Annotated in this window: 13 protein-coding genes; 4 read left to right on the top strand and 9 right to left on the bottom strand. The window is 51.4% G+C overall.

Going from position 1 to position 18,569, the window contains the following annotated elements; all coding sequences use genetic code 11:
* The first annotated feature begins 43 nt into the window (after positions 1–43).
* Both DZK30_RS24910 and DZK30_RS24905 read left to right on the top strand, forming a co-directional pair.
* Complete coding sequence (locus DZK30_RS24910) at positions 44–850, top strand: AraC family transcriptional regulator (RefSeq protein WP_205529564.1); 807 nt, start codon at positions 44–46, stop codon at positions 848–850.
* 65 nt (positions 851–915) lie between these two features.
* Positions 916–1,389, top strand: a complete 474-nt coding sequence (locus tag DZK30_RS24905; RefSeq protein ID WP_205529563.1) for a VOC family protein — start codon at positions 916–918, stop codon at positions 1,387–1,389.
* 5 nt (positions 1,390–1,394) lie between these two features.
* On the opposite strand, the gene DZK30_RS24900 is transcribed toward DZK30_RS24905, so the two are convergent.
* From DZK30_RS24900 to DZK30_RS24890, 3 genes are all read right to left on the bottom strand, one after another.
* Complete coding sequence (locus tag DZK30_RS24900) at positions 1,395–2,612, bottom strand: efflux RND transporter periplasmic adaptor subunit (RefSeq protein ID WP_118976918.1); 1,218 nt, start codon at positions 2,610–2,612, stop codon at positions 1,395–1,397.
* A gap of 23 nt (positions 2,613–2,635) precedes the next feature.
* Positions 2,636–6,964, bottom strand: a complete 4,329-nt coding sequence (locus tag DZK30_RS24895) for a CusA/CzcA family heavy metal efflux RND transporter (RefSeq protein ID WP_118976917.1) — start codon at positions 6,962–6,964, stop codon at positions 2,636–2,638.
* A gap of 80 nt (positions 6,965–7,044) precedes the next feature.
* Positions 7,045–7,374, bottom strand: a complete 330-nt coding sequence (locus DZK30_RS24890; protein ID WP_162903450.1) for a DUF6660 family protein — start codon at positions 7,372–7,374, stop codon at positions 7,045–7,047.
* A 114-nt stretch (positions 7,375–7,488) separates the two neighbouring features.
* Here DZK30_RS24890 and DZK30_RS24885 point away from each other — a divergent pair, with 114 nt between their 5' ends.
* Both DZK30_RS24885 and DZK30_RS24880 read left to right on the top strand, forming a co-directional pair.
* The gene (locus tag DZK30_RS24885; protein ID WP_118976915.1) at positions 7,489–9,078 is read left to right on the top strand and encodes a Na+/H+ antiporter; all 1,590 of its coding nucleotides are present in this window, start codon (positions 7,489–7,491) and stop codon (positions 9,076–9,078) included.
* Positions 9,079–9,381: 303 nt separating this feature from the next.
* Positions 9,382–9,819 carry a hypothetical protein gene (locus DZK30_RS24880; RefSeq protein ID WP_118976914.1) on the top strand — a complete coding sequence of 146 codons (438 nt, stop codon included), beginning with the start codon at positions 9,382–9,384 and terminating at the stop codon, positions 9,817–9,819.
* A gap of 35 nt (positions 9,820–9,854) precedes the next feature.
* Here DZK30_RS24880 and DZK30_RS24875 read toward each other — a convergent pair whose 3' ends face one another.
* The 6 genes from DZK30_RS24875 to DZK30_RS24850 form a co-directional block, all read right to left on the bottom strand.
* On the bottom strand, positions 9,855–10,370 hold the full coding sequence (locus tag DZK30_RS24875) for a hypothetical protein (protein WP_162903449.1): 516 nt from the start codon (positions 10,368–10,370) through the stop codon (positions 9,855–9,857).
* Positions 10,371–10,517: 147 nt separating this feature from the next.
* A complete protein-coding gene (locus tag DZK30_RS24870; protein WP_118976912.1) occupies positions 10,518–11,111 on the bottom strand; it encodes a hypothetical protein in 594 nt (197 codons plus the stop codon).
* Between the two features lie 247 nt (positions 11,112–11,358).
* The gene (locus DZK30_RS24865) at positions 11,359–13,188 is read right to left on the bottom strand and encodes an ABC transporter ATP-binding protein (protein ID WP_240432992.1); all 1,830 of its coding nucleotides are present in this window, start codon (positions 13,186–13,188) and stop codon (positions 11,359–11,361) included.
* A gap of 323 nt (positions 13,189–13,511) precedes the next feature.
* A complete protein-coding gene (locus DZK30_RS24860; RefSeq protein WP_162903448.1) occupies positions 13,512–14,630 on the bottom strand; it encodes a LamG-like jellyroll fold domain-containing protein in 1,119 nt (372 codons plus the stop codon).
* A gap of 158 nt (positions 14,631–14,788) precedes the next feature.
* Positions 14,789–15,529 (bottom strand): LytR/AlgR family response regulator transcription factor, encoded by a 741-nt coding sequence (locus tag DZK30_RS24855; RefSeq protein ID WP_118976909.1) that lies wholly within the window; start codon positions 15,527–15,529, stop codon positions 14,789–14,791.
* Positions 15,526–18,513: a histidine kinase gene (locus DZK30_RS24850; RefSeq protein WP_118976908.1), complete on the bottom strand. Its 2,988-nt coding sequence runs from the start codon at positions 18,511–18,513 to the stop codon at positions 15,526–15,528. Before DZK30_RS24850 ends, DZK30_RS24855 begins: the two co-directional genes overlap by 4 nt.
* Positions 18,514–18,569: the final 56 nt, after the last annotated feature.

The following is an 18,569-nucleotide window of genomic DNA, read 5'->3' as shown; positions in this document are numbered from 1 at the left end:
CCTTCCTTAATTTTACGGATAAAATCATTTCCATCTGGACTCATTGCTGTCTATAAGATCATTATACCGGCCCTTGCAGCCGGCGCTGCTACGCCAGGCAGGCACTGCCGTGATGTACAGGGAATTCCTGCCCCATACACTGCTACAACCCTATGTCTATTGTTACTGGCAGCTGAAGACGACAGCCGTGCTGACAGAGCCCTTTATTTACCGCGTGGTTGCCGATGGTTGTATCGACGTTTTTTTTGATCGCAACCGGCCGCAGGACGCTGCCATTATGGGATTTGCCGGGCAGCATACCGCCTTCGGACTCGGCACTGCTTTTCACTATACCGGTATCCGTTTTCTGCCGGCCATGCTGCCGGTTTTATTTCCGTTGAGCGCTGCTGATCTCAGCGGCCGGACTTTTGATCTGGATGCGGTATGGCCCTCATTGGCTGCTTTTGTACAAGACCGGATGCCGCCCCTTTTGACAGACAATGTTGTGAACCGGTTCCTGGATGAATGCCTGCTGCAACACATGGCAAGGCTGAAGCCTGCCTCCGATCATCGTTTGCTGGAAGCCGTAGCGCTGATCCTCGAACAATCAGGATCGGCACGGGTAGAGCAAATACGCACAGGCGCCAGCCCGCGTCAGCTGCGGCGTTTGTTTGCACATTATATCGGCGATACACCCAAAACATTTAGCAAGATTGTTCGCTTCCAAAAGCTCCTGCAGGCCGATCCTATGCTCCGGAGCATGCGGCAGGACAAGCGCTTTTTCGATTCCGGCTATTATGATCAGGCACATTTCATCCGGGAGTTCCGGCAATTGTACGGTCTTACGCCGGGTGAGGTGTTCCGGGATTGAATTTGTCCGTTTTTTACAAGGTTGTCCTCCTGTCATGGCCGAATTTTGCCGGTAATACGTTGGATATGAAACAAGCCGTCTTTCTTGCCCTTCTTCTCTTGCTGGCTGCAGGCAGCCATGCACAACCTTCATCCATCACAAAAGAGCAGCGCCCTATGAAAATGAACGCAGGTGTGATCACCGCCAAATTAGCGGAAACCAAAGCTTTCTACACCGAAGTCCTGCATTTCGGTGTCACTTTCGAGAATGAATTTTACCTCCTGCTGCATACACCCGGCGACCAGGCAGAGATCAGCTTCCTGCTGCCGGAGCATGCCTCGCAGCAAGCCTTGTTCCACAAGCCTTTTACCGGCCAGGGTATGTATCTGACCCTGGAGGTTGATGATGTAGACCAGCTGTACCGGGATATCCGTGAAAAAGGCATCCCGGTACAGGTAGCCCTGCGCGATGAACCCTGGGGCGACCGGCATTTCGCTATCGTCGACCCCAATGGTATCGCGATCGACCTGGTGCGCTACCGGGCACCCGACGGAGAGTAGTTGCGCTAATGCTCGTGCTCGCCCGTATTGGTCATTCTGGCCATGACGAAGAAGGCGCCTTTCACCACCACTTGTGCGTCATGCGGCAGATCGGCTACCGGCTGTATCTCGGTATAGCCCAGGTCGCTTACGCCTCTTACCACCTGTATCCTTTCAAAGCGGGTCTCCTCGTGATCTCCGTCTGCCGTTTTCTCTGCATGGCCATGTTCTTCTTTATCGGTCCGGATAAAAATGTAATCCTTCCCGGCATTGGATACGATGGCCTCGGTGGGTACGGCCGGCGCGGTGGTATTTCCTATGCTGATCACCGCCGTTACGTTCATGCCCTCGATGAGCCCGGTCTTATCGCCCGACACTTCCGCGTGAACGGGTACCGCCTTGGACTGGTCGGCAAAGGCTGTGCCGATGGAAAAGATGCGGGCATCATGTTCTTTGCCGGGGGCATTCGTTAGCGTAAAATGGATGGTCTGCCCTTTTTGTACCAATGGAAGATCTTTTTCGTAAACATAAAGATCGAGATGCAGCTGCGAATTGTTCACGATGGTCGCGACGGGAGTGGCTGCATCTACTTTGGAGCCGATCTCGGCATTGACTGTGCTGATGGTGCCGCTGATAGGGGCGGTAAGCGTGAGGGTAGAGGAAATAGCGCCGCTATTGAGCGAGGCCGTACCGATACCAAGCGTTGCCAACTGCTTTTTCAACGCGGCCTGCTGCGCCTTCAGGCTGTTCCGTTCTGCCTGGGCCCGTTGCAGGTTTTTCAGGGGCGCAGCATTGCCCGCTACCAGTTCTTTTTGCCGCGTATATTCCAGCTCGGCCAGTTGCAGCTGAGCATTGACGGAGATCAGGTTCTGCTGTAGTCCGGCCAGTTCTGTATTGGTGATGGTGGCTATCGCCTGACCTTTGCGCACCTCGCTGCCGGGCAATACCAGCAGGGTTTTCAGGATGCCGCTATACAATGAAGTAACGGCAGCCTTATTTTGTGCCGGTACTTCCAGCCGGCCGGTCACTTTTATCGATGAACCCAGGTTCTTATGTTCCAGCGTTGCCGATACGATGCCAGCAGTACGTATCTGTTCTGCAGATACGGATACGATATTGCTTTCGCCATGGGTTTCACCCGCCTCGGTGGTCGTTTCTTTAGCGGCAGGGGCCGCCTGTCTGCTGCCACAGGAGCAAAGGAAGGTCAGGCTGGCAATGAGCAAGATTATGGGGAAGGTTTTCATATGCTTTCTTTAAATGCTTCTGATTAAAGCTTATAATAATAAGCCAGGATAATGGCCGATTGGTTGTATTGATGCAGGGCATCGAGGTAATTCCGGCGAATGTCTATAGCCTGGGTGAGGAACTGGGACAGTTCGGCAAAGCTGATCTCTCCTGCTTTATACGACAGCTGTGCTGCTTTCAGTATAGCATCTGCCTGGGCGAGGCCCTGGTGCTCGTAAAAGGCCAGCAATTGCTTTTCTTTTTCTGCATTACGGCGGCTTTGTCCCGCGGCGGCTTCCAGGGCCTGGCGCTCCGAACGGAAAAGCGTTTGCTGATAATCCTTTTCCAGGGTTGCCGCCTTCACCTTCGCTTTATAGCTACCCATCCCCAGCAAGGGAATACCCACCGATACGGAAAATCCCGAGTAGGGGTCCTGCATGCCATAGAGCCTTTGGGAAAAGAAGCGACCGGAGAAATCGGGAAGCCTGTCCCGGCGGGCCACCTTAAGGGTAGCCTCACTTACGGCTATGTTTTGCTGCTGCACGCTGAGGTAGGGATGCGCTGCCAGGCTATCAGCAACGATATCCAGGCGAATAGGCTCCAGTGGCCCCGTTACGGGTAGGAAAATGCTATCTGTATTCAGCAACGTTTGTATCAGCACCTGCTGCGTCAACATGTCCTGCTGCAGCATATTGCGTTGTACCGCGATCTCACCGCTTTTGGCCCTGGCGGCGATGCTGTCCAGGCCAGCCGACTCTCCTTTTTGCACACGCAATACGGCGGTTTCCGCGAGTTCGCTGTACAAGCTGTCCAGCTGCTGCCATAGCTGTTGTTTGCTTTGGTAATACCAGAGCGTATAATAGGCTGTCTGCAACTCTTTTCTCAGTTCCAATGCCTTGAGCTGCCTGGCATAGACGGTAGCCTGCGCCTGCTCCCGAAGCACATCCTTACGGGCACTGTATATGCCGGGCCATTCCATACTTTGCGACAATCCGATCTTGAGAATGCCTTTGTTGTCGGATGGCCGCAAATCTTCGTTCTCAAAGAACACGCCGGTCTTCGGAGGCGAGAAGGCGCTGCTACTTAAGGTGTACGCGCGTCGTACGGCAATGTCGCTGCCTTGTAGCTGCAGGTTCTGCCGCAGTGCCAGCGCATAAGCGGCATCGAAGCTGATCCTTGTTGCCGGTGTCGCCGTTTGGCCCCTTACAAAAGCGGGGAGCAGCAACAGGACCAGGATACCGGCGAGTTTTGCCATATGGCCACTGCCAGGCTTTGCCCGTTTCCCAAAGATCAGGTAGAGTAGCGGTAGTACAAACAAGGTAAGCAGGGTGGCGCTCAGCAGACCGCCAATGACCACGGTGGCCAGGGGTTTCTGTACTTCGGCGCCGGCGCCGCTGGCAATAGCCATAGGCAGAAAGCCGAGCGAAGCCACAGTAGCGGTCATCAGTACGGGCCGCAACCTTGTTTTTGTGCCTTCGATCACGCGTGCGGTAATATCCGTTAAGCCGTCTTTGGCCAACTGGTTAAAGGTGCCTATCAGCACAATACCATTGAGCACAGCGACACCGAACAAGGCGATAAAGCCAACACCTGCTGAAATGCTGAAAGGCATGCCCCGCAGCAGCAAGGCCATTACACCACCGATGGCCGACATGGGAATGGCCGTGAAGATGAGCAATGCCTGGCGGAAAGAGTGGAATGTGAAGTAAAGCAGTGCGAAAATGAGCAGCAACGCTATGGGAACAGCAATCTGCAGGCGGGCGCTTGCTTTTTCCAGGTTTTCGAAGGTGCCGCCATAAGTGACAAAATAACCCGGGGGCATCCTGATCTCCCGGGCCAGCCCTTGCTGGATCTCCTTCACCACGCTTTGCACATCTCTTCCCCGTACATTGAAGCCGATAACGATCCGGCGCCTGGCGCCTTCACGGCTGATCTGTGCCGGGCCTTCCTTAATGGCTACCTCTGCCAGCTGGTTCAGTGGAACCTGGGCGCCATCGGCTGCAGGGACGTACAAGTTAGCCACGTCTTCTATCGAAGTGCGATGGGCCGAATCCAGCCGCACGACAAGGTCAAATCTTCTTTCATTTTCAAAAACGACGCCCGCCGGCTGCCCGGCAAAGGCTGTGCTCACCACCTGGTTGATATCGGCTATATTGAGACCGTAGGCGGCAATACGGGCGCGATCGTAAGTAATGGTGATCTGGGGCAGGCCGGCTGTTCGCTCGATCTGTGGCGCCGTGGCCCCTTTAACCTGCTGTATCAGCGCTGCCACCCTGGGCGCAAGGGCCGCCAGGGTATCGATATTTTCGCCGAATATTTTTATGGCTACATCCTGCCTTACACCCGTCATCAGCTCATTGAAGCGCATCTGTATGGGCTGGTTGGCCTCGAAGAATACGCCGGGTATGGCTTCCAGCTTTTCTTCCATAAGGCTGGCCAGTTTGTTGTAGTCTTTGGTGGTTGTCCATTCTTTTTTATCCTTCAGCACCACGATCAGGTCGGTTGCTTCGGGTGGCATGGGATCGGTAGGCACTTCGGCGCTGCCGGTTTTCCCGATCACTTCTTTCACTTCGGGAAATGTTTTCAGTATGCGGGAAGCCTGCATGGAGGTCTCTATGCTCTGTGACAGGGAAGAGCCTTGCGGCAGGATACAGTGAAAGGCAAAATCGCCTTCCTGCAATTGCGGAATGAATTCACCACCCATGCGGGTAAAGAGAAAGAAGCTGAAAGCCATCAATACTATTGCCGCAGCGATCACAGCGCCTTTTATTTTAATAGCACGCTGTAACAAAGGCTGGTATTGCCGTTGCAGCCAGTCCATCATACGATCCGACAGGCTGCGCCTGGTACTTATCTGCTTAGGCAAGGCCAGGGCGCACATCATGGGAATGTAAGTGAGCGACAGGATGAGCGCGCCCAGGATGGCAAAGCCCACTGTTTGCGCCATAGGGCGGAACATTTTACCCTCGATGCCGACCAGGGTAAGTACCGGAATATAAACGATGAGGATAATGATCTCACCAAAAGCAGCGCTGCTGCGGATCCGGGAGGCGGACAAAAATACCTCCTCGTCCATTTCCTGCTGTGTCAGCCTGGTCGTCCCTTTGCGCAAGACCAGGTGATGCATGGTCGCCTCCACTATAATCACGGCGCCGTCTACAATGAGCCCGAAGTCGATGGCGCCAAGACTCATCAGGTTGGCCGATACGCCAAACACATGCATCATGCCCAGGGCAAACAACAAAGAAAGCGGAATGGCAGAGGCTACGATAAGGCCTGCCCGCAGGTTGCCCAGGAAGAGCACCAGCACAAAGATCACGATCAGCGCGCCTTCCACCAGGTTTTTCTTTACAGTAGTGATCGCCCGGTCTACCAAGCTGGTGCGGTCGAGATAGGGCTCAATCACTACATCGGCAGGCAGTGATTGCTGTATCGTTTCCATTTTCTTTTTTACCCTGGCCACTACTTCGGCACTGTTGCTGCCTTTCAGCATCATTACGATGCCACTTACCACCTCGCCGTTGCCATTACGGGTTACAGCCCCATAACGGACGGCGCTGCCGATTTGCGGGCGTGCCACATCCTTGATCAGCAGCGGGATGCCGCCCTCTTTTTTAACTACGATATTGCCTACGTCCTCCAGGTTGCTGATAAGCCCGATACCGCGGATAAAATAGGCATTGGGCTTTTTGTCGATATAGGCTCCTCCGGTGTTTTGGTTGTTCTTTTCCAGCGCCGTCATCAGCTCGGCAATGGTTACATTCATGGCCTTCAGCCGTGAAGGGTCTACGGCCACCTCGTATTGCTTGAGCTGTCCGCCAAAGCTGTTGACCTCTGCCACACCCGGTGTGCCATACAGCTGGCGTGCCACGATCCAGTCCTGCATAGTACGTAGGTCCATCGCGGTATATTTATGCTCGCTGCCCTTTTTGGGGTGCAGTACATATTGGTAGATCTCGCCCAGACCGGTGCTCACGGGTGCAAGCTCAGGCGTGCCAATGCCGGGAGGGATCCTGTCCAGGGCCTCCTTGAGCCGTTCGCCTATCAACTGGCGGGCAAAGTAAATGTCGACCTTATCGTCGAAAACAACGGTTACGACCGATAAGCCGAAACGGGAAATAGACCGGATCTCTTCCAGGTCGGGTAGATTGGCGATGCTTTGTTCGATCGGGTAGGTCACAAATTGCTCTACCTCCTGGCTGGCAAGGGTGGGGGCATTGGTGATGATCTGCACCTGGTTGTTAGTGATGTCGGGTACGGCGTCGACAGGAAGCTGCTGTAGGGCATAAATACCCCAGATGATCAGCAGCAAGGTGAAGATGCCGACGACCAGTTTGTTCCGTATTGAAAAACGGATGATGCTGTCCAGCATAGTTGTATCATTGCTTGAAATGAAATAGGCCCGTCACGCACGGCATTGCAATGGCGCGGGATGATGTTTCAAAAAAATGATCAACAGAACCGGGGCGGTTGCCAAATGGTGAGTGCAATACCGGCAGGGCACTGCTGTATGAGCAAAGGGAAGGCGTTGTTCCGGGATAAAAGTACGGCAGCTGGCGACTGCGTGGGAAGCAAGGGCAAGGCATAGGCCAGGGAGCAACAGGAACATTGGCAAAAAGGAGAACACAGATCCCGGTGCTCTTCCTGGTGGCCGCCGGGATGCCTGTCGCCGGCTGCAGCAGAAGTCTGGTTCCGGGTAGGAACAATGGCCCCTGCATCGCTGCAAGGCATGCAGCTCAGCACCAGGATCATTATCGCTATGAGGAAAGACCAGAATTTCACAGGGCAAATGTAGAAAATAAATAATAAAATAAAGCACCTGCCCTTGCGAATAACACCTTCTTTAAGCCTGGCATTTTATATTTGCTTTTCATCATTTGATCCAAATGACTACTTATGGTCGAAAAATTTATTCCTTATGTCATTATCGTCATCGTGATCCTATTGCTGGTCATGCTGTCGCAAAAATTGAAGGTAGCCTATCCTGTCGTGCTGGTTTTGGGTGGCCTGGCGATCAGTTTTATCCCTGGTTTGCCGCCCATACAGATCGATCCCGAGCTGATCTTTATCATTTTCCTGCCGCCGCTGCTGTATGAGGCAGCCTGGTACACTTCATGGAAGGAGCTTTGGAAATGGCGAAGGGTCATCGGCAGCTTTGCCTTCCTTATCGTGCTCATTACGTCCCTGGTGGTAGCCCTGGTAGCCCATTCCTGTATCCCGGGCTTTACGCTGGCGCTGGGCTTCCTATTGGGCGGCATTGTTTCTCCTCCCGATGCCGTATCGGCTACCTCCATATTAAAACAGGTCAAAGTGCCCAAACGGGTTACCTCTATCCTGGAAGGAGAGAGCTTGCTGAACGACGCTTCCAGCCTTATCGTATTCCGCTTTGCCCTCATCGCTGTGAGCACCGGCAGCTTTGTCTTCCGTGAAGCGGCGACCAGCTTCGTGCTGGTGATCGTTATGGGCATCGCCACAGGTCTTATTGTGGGTGCGATCTATTATGCATTGCACCGCTGGCTCCCAACCGATGCGAATATCGACGTGGTACTCACACTTACCGCGCCCTATGTGATGTATATTGTAGCTGAGCAATTCCATTTCTCCGGTGTATTGGCGGTGGTAAGCGGCGGTTTATTCCTTTCGGCCCGTAGCCATCTTATATTCAGTCATAGAAGCCGGTTGCGGGGCGCGACGGTATGGTCGGCGCTCAGCTTCGTGCTCAATGGCCTGGTGTTTATCCTGATCGGGCTGGAGCTGCCGGTGATCGTAGCCGGCCTTGGCGGCGTAAGCCTGGCAGCGGCCATCGGCTATGGCGTGCTCATCACGCTGGTGCTTGTCATCAGCCGTATCTTGTGTACGCTCGGTGCATCGGTATTTACGGTGTTCATCAGCCGCTACATCACTACGGCCGACAACCGGCCGGGTTGGCGCGGCCCTGTTATTATTGGATGGGCAGGTATGCGTGGGGTGGTATCCCTGGCTGCTGCCTTATCGGTGCCGTTCTATCTGACCGATGGCGCTGCCTTCCCGCAGCGTAACCTTATCCTGTTCATCACATTCATGGTGATACTGCTTACCCTGGTGGTGCAAGGCCTCACATTGCCGTTTGTGATCCGTAAGGTGCATATGGAAGATCCCGACAGGCATTTGTCGCCCGAACAGCAGGAAGTACAGGTCAAGCGTATGCTAGCCGAGCGAAGCGTGGCCTTTATGAAAGCATACGAAAGCCCTATATTCGAAGAGCATGAAGCGCTCCGGTACATGAAGGTCAAATACGAGGGTGAGCAACATTTGCCCGATGAAGAGGACCCGGCTGAGCATATTGCTTTCCGGGATGCTTACTTGCAATTGCTGGACCGGCAGCGCACCTGGCTGATGGAATGGAACCATCGTGATGATATGGATGAAGAGGTGATCCGCAAATACCTCTGGCTTGTCGACCTGGAGGAGGAGAAGCACCGCGTCCGCTATGAGCACGAAGGATAGTGTATGTGCTGGCAAATTCCAAAGTTCAAGGTCCAAATCCCAAGATCTAAGATTCGATGAAATAGTTGGCAATAGGCAGTTAGCAATAGGCAGTTGGCAATTTTCAGATATTAAATTCCAAGTTCCAAATCTCAATACTCAATACCCAATACTCAATACCCAATACTCAATACTCAATACTCAATACTCAATACTCAATACTCAATACTCAATACTCAATACTCAATACTCAATACTCAATACTCAATACTCAATACTCAATACTCAATACTCAATACCCAATACCCAAAATCTTATCAGGTCATGGAGCAGCAGATAACGATCGATGGTGAAGAAATATCGGTGACCTTTGATGAGTATGCCATTCATATCACCAATGATGAGGCGCTGAAATCGTTGCTGGAGACGGGCAAAGGCAAAGCCATAGAAGCGCTGGTTGTCCTGTTGAAGCAGCGTTTCAGGCAGCTGTTTGGCAAAGCGCTGGACATCAGCGATGCTTCACTGGTTGTGGAAATATGGGGGCATGTCTACTTCGGTTACCTGGCGCAGGCGCTGGACAATTTGGTCCGCCTGAAGCTGGTTACGAACCTTATGGACAAGGTGATCGACTATTGCGCGACGATCGATTGCGGCGAAAAGGAGCACGACAACAACCGTGTCTTCTGGGATATGCTGGCGCCGTTCCAGTCGCATATCGTGGGATGGCTGCCCGATGAGCTGAATAAAGAAACGGATGTATAAAGGCAATGGCTGTTTTCAGGATTATAATGCCCCCTCTAAAAGTTGTATCCCAGGCTCAGCCCACCGGTAGGAATGATCTCTTTATTCTGTTCATACTCCAGCACAGGTGTAAATAACACTTTGAACATCCAGCGACCTTCGGGCTTTTGATAACGGTAGCCCAATGAGCCGGTAAAAAAGAGCTCGTAATCATAGTTACGCAAGGGCGTGGCGCCGTTGTCGGTATCGGAAAAGGTGAAAATGGCGCCAATACCCGATTCAAGGTGATGCCGGCCGAAAGAATAGAGCTGGTTTATTCTCACGGGAAACAACAAAGTAATGACACCGGTAGAAGGCGGATAGTAAGCGCCGCCGGTCTGAAAAGATGTTTTCAGGCGAGGTAAATTGACAAGGGTCCGTTCATAGTTCAACGAATAATAACCTCCCGGGCCGAAGGCTTCCAATTGAACACTGTTGCGGTAACGAAATATTTCCCCTGCAAATTTGCTTTCCTGGCCGGTTAACGGCCAGGAAAGCAGGATCATTGAGCATACGATGCATATGTGTTTCATAGGCTGAATATACCGATCGGTATTATTATCAAAAAAAATGTCGTCAGCGCTTTTTTATACCAGGGAGATCAGGCCGCAAAGAGGTGGCTAAAGCCCGCAATCTTTGCGGGTCCTTACTATAGAGGCTGTCCGTAACGGTACTATGTGCTATTTGACTGTATAAGCTGTCAGGTCGTATACCTGGCCCAGGTGCCGGCCGCCGTTGAAATCCATCGATTCCTGTTTTACAATGCCTATGCCTTTGGCAAAATAAAAATACTGCTCGATCACCGTGTCCTTTGTTGCATCATTGATGCCTGTTACCAGGTTTTTATAAGCATCGTAGCCGTTTACCTTTTGGGGGCCTGCAAAGGCCTTGCGTATATAATGGTAGCCATTTTCCACTTTGTCCCAGAGCACTTCATCCTGGTTCGTCGCTTTGAAATAGTCGCTGCCGCCGACGACTTGCAGTGCATTGGCATCCCGGTTGCTGTAAGAGCCCTGCAATACATGTCCGGGAAAGTAATAAACGGATGGGGACCAGCCCTCATTGCTGCAGGAAAGGGAATCATCCAAAGAGAAGGCCGGCTGGTTATCCTGGCCGTAGTAGGTCACTTTATAGAACCACCTGTTCCCGTTGCTGAGCGGAAGGATGCCGGTCTTGTTGTAAGGGTTGTTGTCTTTGGTGTAATCTATAGTTTCCTTTTTGCAGGAAAAAAGCATAAGGGCGGGCAATGCCATTACCAGCGAGGCTTTGATCATAGGGTGTGGTTTAAAGATGCAAGAAAACAATTGCTTTTCATAAAATAAACGCGTTTGCTTTCATTCTAGTATCCGGCCGGTACAAAATAGTAGCGATGTTCGGAGCGTTTATTAAGGCAGAGGGCCGCTCCCTTGTTTTGGGAAGCGGCCCTCTGTGGCGGTAGCATTTTATATACTTTTTACTTCATGGTGCTGCCTGCTTGAACAGAGAAGTCAAGTTTTTGAAAACTTGACTTCTCTGTTCCATTTATTTCATGGTCAGCTCAGCCGGTTCATCTTTACGCTCGCCGATCTGTTGCCGCCACATAGCGTAGTACAGTCCCTTAAGATCGAGCAATTCATGGTGATTTCCGGTCTCTACGATCTTCCCTTTTTCCAGTACAAAGATGTGATCGGCATACATAATGGTCGAGAGACGGTGCGCGATCATGACGGTGATATGCTGCCGCTGTGCCGTGATATGTCTTATGGTATTGGATATCTCTTCTTCGGTAATGGAGTCGAGCGCCGATGTTGCTTCGTCAAAGATCATCAGCCGTGGCTGGCGCAGCAGCGACCGGGCAATCGACAAACGCTGACGTTCGCCGCCCGACAGCTTCAGGCCGCCTTCTCCGATGACGGTATCCAAGCCTTTATCGGCGCGTGCCAGGATGCTTTGGCCTGCTGCTTTTTGCAGCACATCGGCGATCATCTCGTCTGAAGCCCCCGGGTTTACAAACAGCAGGTTTTCCCTTATTGTGCCGGAAAACAGCTGTGTATCCTGGGTTACAAAGCCGATCTGGTGGCGTAGCTCGTCGAAGTCAATGGCATCGTCAGCCAGGTCGTTATAGTACACATGACCGGTGCTGGGATGATAAAGGCCTACCAGTAGCTTGACCAGGGTGGTCTTGCCCGAACCGGAGGGGCCTACAAAAGCAATGGTATCGCCTTGCCGCACTTCGAAGGAGATCTCTTCCAATGCAGGCTGGGTCGCCGATTGGTGCTGGAACTTCACCTTGTCGAAGCGCAGACGGTTAATGGCATGCAATTGCTCTGGGTTGGCCGGCTGGTACTCGACCGGGCGGCTCATGAGGTCCTGCAGGTTATTCAGCGAAGCCTCGGCCTCACGGTACGACAGGATGATATTGCCCAGCTCCTGCAGCGGACCGAAGATGAAAAAAGAATAGAACTGCATCATCATCATCTGGCCCACGGTGATCTTATCGCGGAATACGAAAAAGAGGAGCGAAAACATAATGCACTGTTGCAGAAAGTTGACGAAGGTGCCCTGTACAAAGCTAACGGAGCGGATGCTCTTCACTTTCTTTAGCTCCAGCTTCAATATCTTCATGGTGGTGCTGTTGAGCCGGCGGATCTCCTGCTGGGTAAGACCGAGGCTTTTCACCAGTTCGATATTACGCAGGGACTCTGTAGTGGAACCAGCCAGCGCATTAGTGTCTTTCAGGATATTGCGCTGGATAAACTTGATGCGGCGGCTTAGTACACTGGTCAGGATCGCGAGCACCACCGAACCCACCAGGTAGATGAGGGGAAGCATGGGGCTTAACCGGAAGGCCACGATCACGACGAAAACGATGCCTACGAGCGTGGCAAACAATACGTTCACAAAATTGGTAATGAACTTTTCGCAATCGGCGCGTACTTTTTGCAGCACCGAAAGGGTTTCGCCGCTGCGCTGATCTTCAAAGTCCTGGTAGGGCAGGCGCAGGGCATGACGCAGGCCATCGGTATAAAGACGGGCGCCGAATTTCTGGATTACCACATTCACCACATAGTCCTGGAAGGCCTTGGCAATACGCGATACCATAGCTGCGCCGATGATCATGAGCAATCCAATGGTAATGCCGCGGAAATAGTCACCGCCGGCGCCCCTGGCCCTGAAAGCCGCCGCTTTATTGGCGTAGGGGTCGATAAGCACATTGCCCAGGATATAGGGATTGAGCAGGGAAAAGACCTGGTTGATAGCCGCCAGGATAAGGGCCAGGAAGATAAGCCCCTTGTATCGGCTGAGGTATTGTAAGAGTAGTTTCATAGATTCATTGGCAACGGGTGCAAAGGTAAGCGAATCTATTGCCATTTGTCATGGTATTGTCAGCATGTGGCGGGCTTGCTCTTTCCCGAAGCAGCGCTGCAGCGGCTTACAGCCCGGTGTGTCCCTGTATTAATTTTCATTATACACGAATAGTTTTTCCTGGTAATGGCCATGCAAAGAGAGACCCCGATTGCTGGAGGCCTCTCTTTGGTGTACAGAAATAGTTTTTTTTGAGTATTTGAATATAGGAAACAGAGCCGGTCCTTGAACTTGTCCTTTGGACAAAGAGGGCGCTTCGACAAGCTTAGCAACCGTTATTTAGAAGCAAATTGTATCTTGTTTCCTATATCCGGAAGTCACTTAGTTTTTTAGCGTTTAACGAGCTTTTGTTGTATACGTTCGGTGCCTGTACTGCATTCCAGCAGATAAATGCCGGCAGGGAGGCTACCCAGATTGAGTTGTTCCTGCACAGAGCGTATAGGACCGGTCTTCACCTTTTGTCCCAAAGCGTTGTAAACAGAGAACGAGCCTCCGATAAATTTTTGGGGAACATCCATCTTTATGTCACCTGTAAAAGGATTGGGATAGGTTTTCAGGTCGCCCGTGCTTTCCATACTTGCCGGCAGTGAGGCGCTTCCGCCAGGCTTGCCCTGCACATCGCAGCATCCCATAATGCCATAGTGATACAGGTTTGCCACTTCAGCAGCCGAAAAAGGGACGCGGTAAACCCTTACTTCGTCTATCTCACCCCTGAAGTCGTCGCCTATATAGAAATCTCCGTTGTTAAGGCTTACCGGGCCGCATACGCCCGGAGGAATATGATTGACCAGAATGCTGTTCCAGTATACGGCCACAGGAACCACGGGGCCACCGCCGGAAGCATAGTCAAAAACGGCGACCACGTGCTGCCAGCGATCATTAAGATAATGATTGGTTTCCTGGGTGCAATTGGGGGGAGAGGTTACCGCATGCCAGTCCCAGCAGCTGCTCTGGTTCATACCGGCCACCGGTTTTCTGCAATCGTAAAGCCCCAGTGAGTACTCTCCATAAGAATCGGGACAGTGCAATCCCAGTCCGCGACCGGCAAGCTGCTCGTATTTCCCGGGTGAGGTTTCTTCGGGATAGTACCACACTGATATGGTTACGGGAGCAGTGGCAAAGTCGAAGTCGGTGCTGGAGGGGATCTGAATGTGTTCGCCGGGATTTCCGGGAAAGCGGTAGGCGCAATTGGGGTTACCGCCGGCATCTTTATCGGGGAAAGTGCCGGGTGTCGGCGTTCCCATATGCATGTTTCCGCTAAGATCTGGTATGAGCATTCCGGCCGAAAGGTTTGAAAAATTGTAGTACAGTACCAGATCGCCCAGGTGCGGCGGATACATATTGCAGTCGCCGTAGCGGGGAGGATTGGGATCGCCGCTCGCGCGGTATTCCTGGCCAAAGGTGCTCAGAGAAGCAAGTAGTGCGGGGAGTAGTAGCAATCTGTTCATCGTTTTTGATTTTTGGTTGAACAATTCCGGCATTACCGGTGGTGTTGGTGTAATCAAAGCAATATAGCTCCTGTTGGCCGGTGTCGCTTCTTCCGGCCGACGACAGGTAGACATCCGGGTGTGGACCGGCGATATGATCCGCCGGATGGTAGTCTGGCTTAGCCGGGCAGTTTGTGGAGCGTGGTAAATTGGCGCAGGAGCGCTTCACGTGCCGAACGGGCAACCGGTATCTCTGTAAGGTCGGTCATTATGATGCCGGTATGCTCGTTGACATACCTTTTCACCGCGCTTAGATTAATGATGTACGAGCGGTGCACCTGGAAAAAGCGTTCTTTTTCCAGGTATTCGCGAAACCGGCCCAGGTGGTAAGAACTGTACATCACTTTATCCGTCAATACGATCTTGGTGCATTTATTATCGGCCTGCAGGTAGACGATGTCTTTCTTGTGGATATAGTTGATGCCTTTGCTATCCGGTATACCCAGCAATTCACTATTATTAACCGGTTGGCTTCCCGGTAGTGCAGCAGGTTGGGCCAGATCGCGCATAGCCCTGCTGATTACATTATACAGCGCTACGTCGTCGACAGGCTTTAGTAAATAGCCCGAAGCATGACAACGGAAGGCATCCAGCGCGTATTCTTCATGTGCCGTGATGAATATAAGCTTTCCGTACAGGTCCGGTAGAAGGCGGGCCAGCTCAATGCCTGTTCTGCCAGGCATCTGGATATCCATAAAAATGAAGTCAAAATGTTCCTGCTGCAATATCCTGAAGGCATCGGACCAGCTGGTACAGGTATGTTTGACGGTTATATCCGGGAAAAGCTCTTCCAGGCTCAGCTTCAACAGCCCTATCGCATTGGGCTCATCGTCTATAATGATGGTGGTAAATGTATTCATGCCGGTGGATAGTGTATGGTTATTTTTACGGTAGTTCCTGTTTGGGGTGGTATTTTATCGATAAACACAAGATCAATTTTGATGTGCTCATACTTATTGAACAGCAGCACAAGCTTGTTGACCAGGTCGCTGCCAAAAGAGGTTCTCGCCGGTTCCTGCAGCTGCAGTGCCCTGGCCTGTTCCCTGCCGATACCGTCGTCATCTATCTCAATAACCAGGCGGTCGTCTTCTTTTGAAAAAGAGAGTAGCAGAAGGCCAGGCGTCTTTTTGTGGAACAAGCCGTGTTGAATGGCATTTTCTACCAAAGGCTGCAATAGCAGGGAGGGGATCATTAACGCAGGGGCAACATTGGGGCCCATGTCGATCCTGTATTCAAATTGCTCTTCGAACCTTGACTGCTGCAGCTCGATATAGTTCCTGAGATGATCAATTTCTTCGCTTATGGTAATGTACTTGTGCCTGGAAGCCTGCAGAAAATTGCGCAACAGCCTGGAGAAACGGTTAATATGTTCATAGGCTTGCTTTATTTTATTGGCCTTGATAAAATACTGGGTAGTAGTAAGAGAATTAAAGATAAAGTGAGGGTTGATCTGCGCATGAATGCCGGCCATCTGCATTTCCAGCATCATGCGCTGCCTGGCCTGCTGGCGCAATACGATCCTGCGGGTAACCAGTATGATAAAAAAGGTCAGAACAACTCCTGCGCAGATGAGCGTCAGGAAAAAAGCTGTTGTCTGCCACCAATAAGGCTGGATATACAGGACAAGCATAATTGTCTTGCTTTGCCATACTTCATCCCTGGCAAAAAGATAAAAACGGTGATACCGGCCCGGCGCCAGCGTGTTTATATTAACCTCCCTGCCCGTGAGCTCCGCCCATTTCTCTTTGAGCGAAAAGGCTCCGGCAAGCCGGAGCCGGCCATTACCATGAGGGTTGATCACGTCCAGTTGAAATGTAGCCGTACCGGCTTGCAGCGACAAGGTATCGCCGTTCGCTATCCTGCGGGTCGTATCGTATGTAGCCGCAATAAAATGATAAGTAGTAGGCGCGCTTTCTTTTGAAAAGGCGGCGCCCGATAAGCTTAGGTCATACACACCCTTGTCTGTATTGAGTATGGCGGTAGAATCGATAACCTGCAAGCCATAAACAATGTTATAATAGCAGTTTTTGAAATTTTCGACAACAGATGGCGCGCCGAATTTCCCATGTCCGAGAATATCGCTCCACATCAGGCCCAGGCGCCCGGCAATAATAAGCCTGCTGCCGTTTACAGCCATATGCGCATCGCCATAGCGATAGCCGGTAAGCAGCGGCGTGATCGTATTCCGCTTGTCGTCGAACAGGAACAACTGATCGTAGTCCTTGATCACCAGATTGCCATATTGCTCATCGATTACGATGGATTCGATTTTTCGCAACCCCATTTTTTTCAGGGTAGCAGGATACCATACCCTGAAGCTGTTTTCCTTGATGTTGTAAAATGCTATCTGCTGGTTACGATAGAGCCATACGCCGTAACGGGTCCTGTCGAAAACCATTTTCCTGTAGTAATCCTGCATCAATATGGTTTGCGAGGCCGGTGTGATCCTGCTTAAATGATAATATGCGCCGCCCGAGATATAGAGCAGCGTGTCGGAGTATACCACAGCGGCTTTTACCCGCAGATTCGACAAGGAAGCGTCGCGGTGGGTACTAAGCTTGCCTTTACCGTTGTATCGGAGCGTATAAGTATCGGCATCTGTAAACAGTAGTGTACGTTCCCGGTCATTGGCCATCATATGTATATCCGGTACCCGGGACAGGCAAGCCAGCAACCGGCCACCGGGACCTATCAGCCTGAGGGTATGGGTAATACTGCTGTACCACAAGCCTGAGGTATCGCTGGTAATGCCCAGGAAGCGATAGGATGAGAGATGGATATCACTTCTTTTCCCAAAGCCTTTGGTATATTCCTGGTCGCTAAAGTAAAGGCCCCGGTCAAAAGTCCCCAATACGGTACCCCAAAGAGGATATTGTTCGAGGCTCTTAAGATTATGATCGATTTTTATATCGCCACCGCTCAAACTGGCTAAAGTATATTTCCGTAACAGGCGCAATGTACTGTCATAGAGATAGGCGTTTTCCGATCCCAGCAGGTAAAACAGATTGTCTCTGGCATAAGCAAAAGATATCGTCTCTTTTTTGTCAAGCGGGTTGATATTGTGCGGTGCAAATCTGTTATTGAGGTTCAATACCCGGCATTGCTTTCCGTTTATGGTGGTAAAAAACACATTATCATTGAGGAAATCAATCTTGCTGCGATACAGTGCTAATTGTTCCGTTTCATCAGGTACATACAAGGTGCTGTCCCAAACCAGTTGGTCTTCTTGTATACGCCCTTTCTGGAAGTAAAGCTTCTTGTTAAAATGACTGGCGACAATATTCCCTTTCTGGTCAATAAAAAAGGACGCTGAGGTGCCGGTTGCAGTACTTATCTTTTTAGACCCGCTGCTGTTACAAATAATGCATTCCCAGTCTTTTTTTGTCGAACGCATAACCGCTCCTTTATTGAACAGTGCAATGCCGTCTGAATAGCGCCCCGTGTAGACAGGGTAAATGAAGTTTTTGGGATCGCGTAAAGCGGTATAATACCGGCCGTTCCTGATATAGCCGACCTCGTTGGAGATATTGGAGAGCCACAACCGTCCCACCTGGTCTTCAAGCAGGCACCAGATATCTTCGGTGGGAAGGCCGTCATTTACGGTAAATACCCTCGTTTCATAACCATTGTACCGTGCTACACCGTTAGGGGTGGCAACCCAGAAATACCCATTCTGATCGGTGAGGGTATAGTAAATATGGTTGGAAGGAAGGCCTGAAATCGCATCGAGATTAAAATAAGGCGTTTGTGCGTAGCCGCCGGGGTGCGCGGCACAGATCACGATAGCTATCGCAATCCATGCCCGGAGACAATGGTCAATCGTTTTGGTGCTGTTGGTGAACATTACAGGGTAAAATCCTACAAAAGATACGCAACCATCAGTGTTTTACGCCTTTTGCG

This window comes from Taibaiella koreensis (assembly GCF_003545715.1).
Lineage (GTDB): Bacteria > Bacteroidota > Bacteroidia > Chitinophagales > Chitinophagaceae > Taibaiella > Taibaiella koreensis.
This window is presented reverse-complemented; position numbering and strand designations above follow the sequence as displayed.

Bases quoted from the DNA above. Each gene is read 5' to 3' on its own strand.
- DZK30_RS24900 (WP_118976918.1), bottom strand. From the start codon at position 2,612: ATGAAAACCTTCCCCATAATCTTGCTCATTGCCAGCCTGACCTTCCTT.
- DZK30_RS24850 (WP_118976908.1), bottom strand. From the start codon at position 18,513: ATGTTCACCAACAGCACCAAAACGATTGACCATTGTCTCCGGGCATGG.
- DZK30_RS24870 (WP_118976912.1), bottom strand. From the start codon at position 11,111: ATGATCAAAGCCTCGCTGGTAATGGCATTGCCCGCCCTTATGCTTTTT.
- DZK30_RS24865 (WP_240432992.1), bottom strand. From the start codon at position 13,188: ATGGCAATAGATTCGCTTACCTTTGCACCCGTTGCCAATGAATCTATG.
- DZK30_RS24880 (WP_118976914.1), top strand. From the start codon at position 9,382: ATGGAGCAGCAGATAACGATCGATGGTGAAGAAATATCGGTGACCTTT.
- DZK30_RS24860 (WP_162903448.1), bottom strand. From the start codon at position 14,630: ATGAACAGATTGCTACTACTCCCCGCACTACTTGCTTCTCTGAGCACC.
- DZK30_RS24885 (WP_118976915.1), top strand. From the start codon at position 7,489: ATGGTCGAAAAATTTATTCCTTATGTCATTATCGTCATCGTGATCCTA.
- DZK30_RS24895 (WP_118976917.1), bottom strand. From the start codon at position 6,964: ATGCTGGACAGCATCATCCGTTTTTCAATACGGAACAAACTGGTCGTC.
- DZK30_RS24905 (WP_205529563.1), top strand. From the start codon at position 916: ATGAAACAAGCCGTCTTTCTTGCCCTTCTTCTCTTGCTGGCTGCAGGC.
- DZK30_RS24855 (WP_118976909.1), bottom strand. From the start codon at position 15,529: ATGAATACATTTACCACCATCATTATAGACGATGAGCCCAATGCGATA.
- DZK30_RS24875 (WP_162903449.1), bottom strand. From the start codon at position 10,370: ATGAAACACATATGCATCGTATGCTCAATGATCCTGCTTTCCTGGCCG.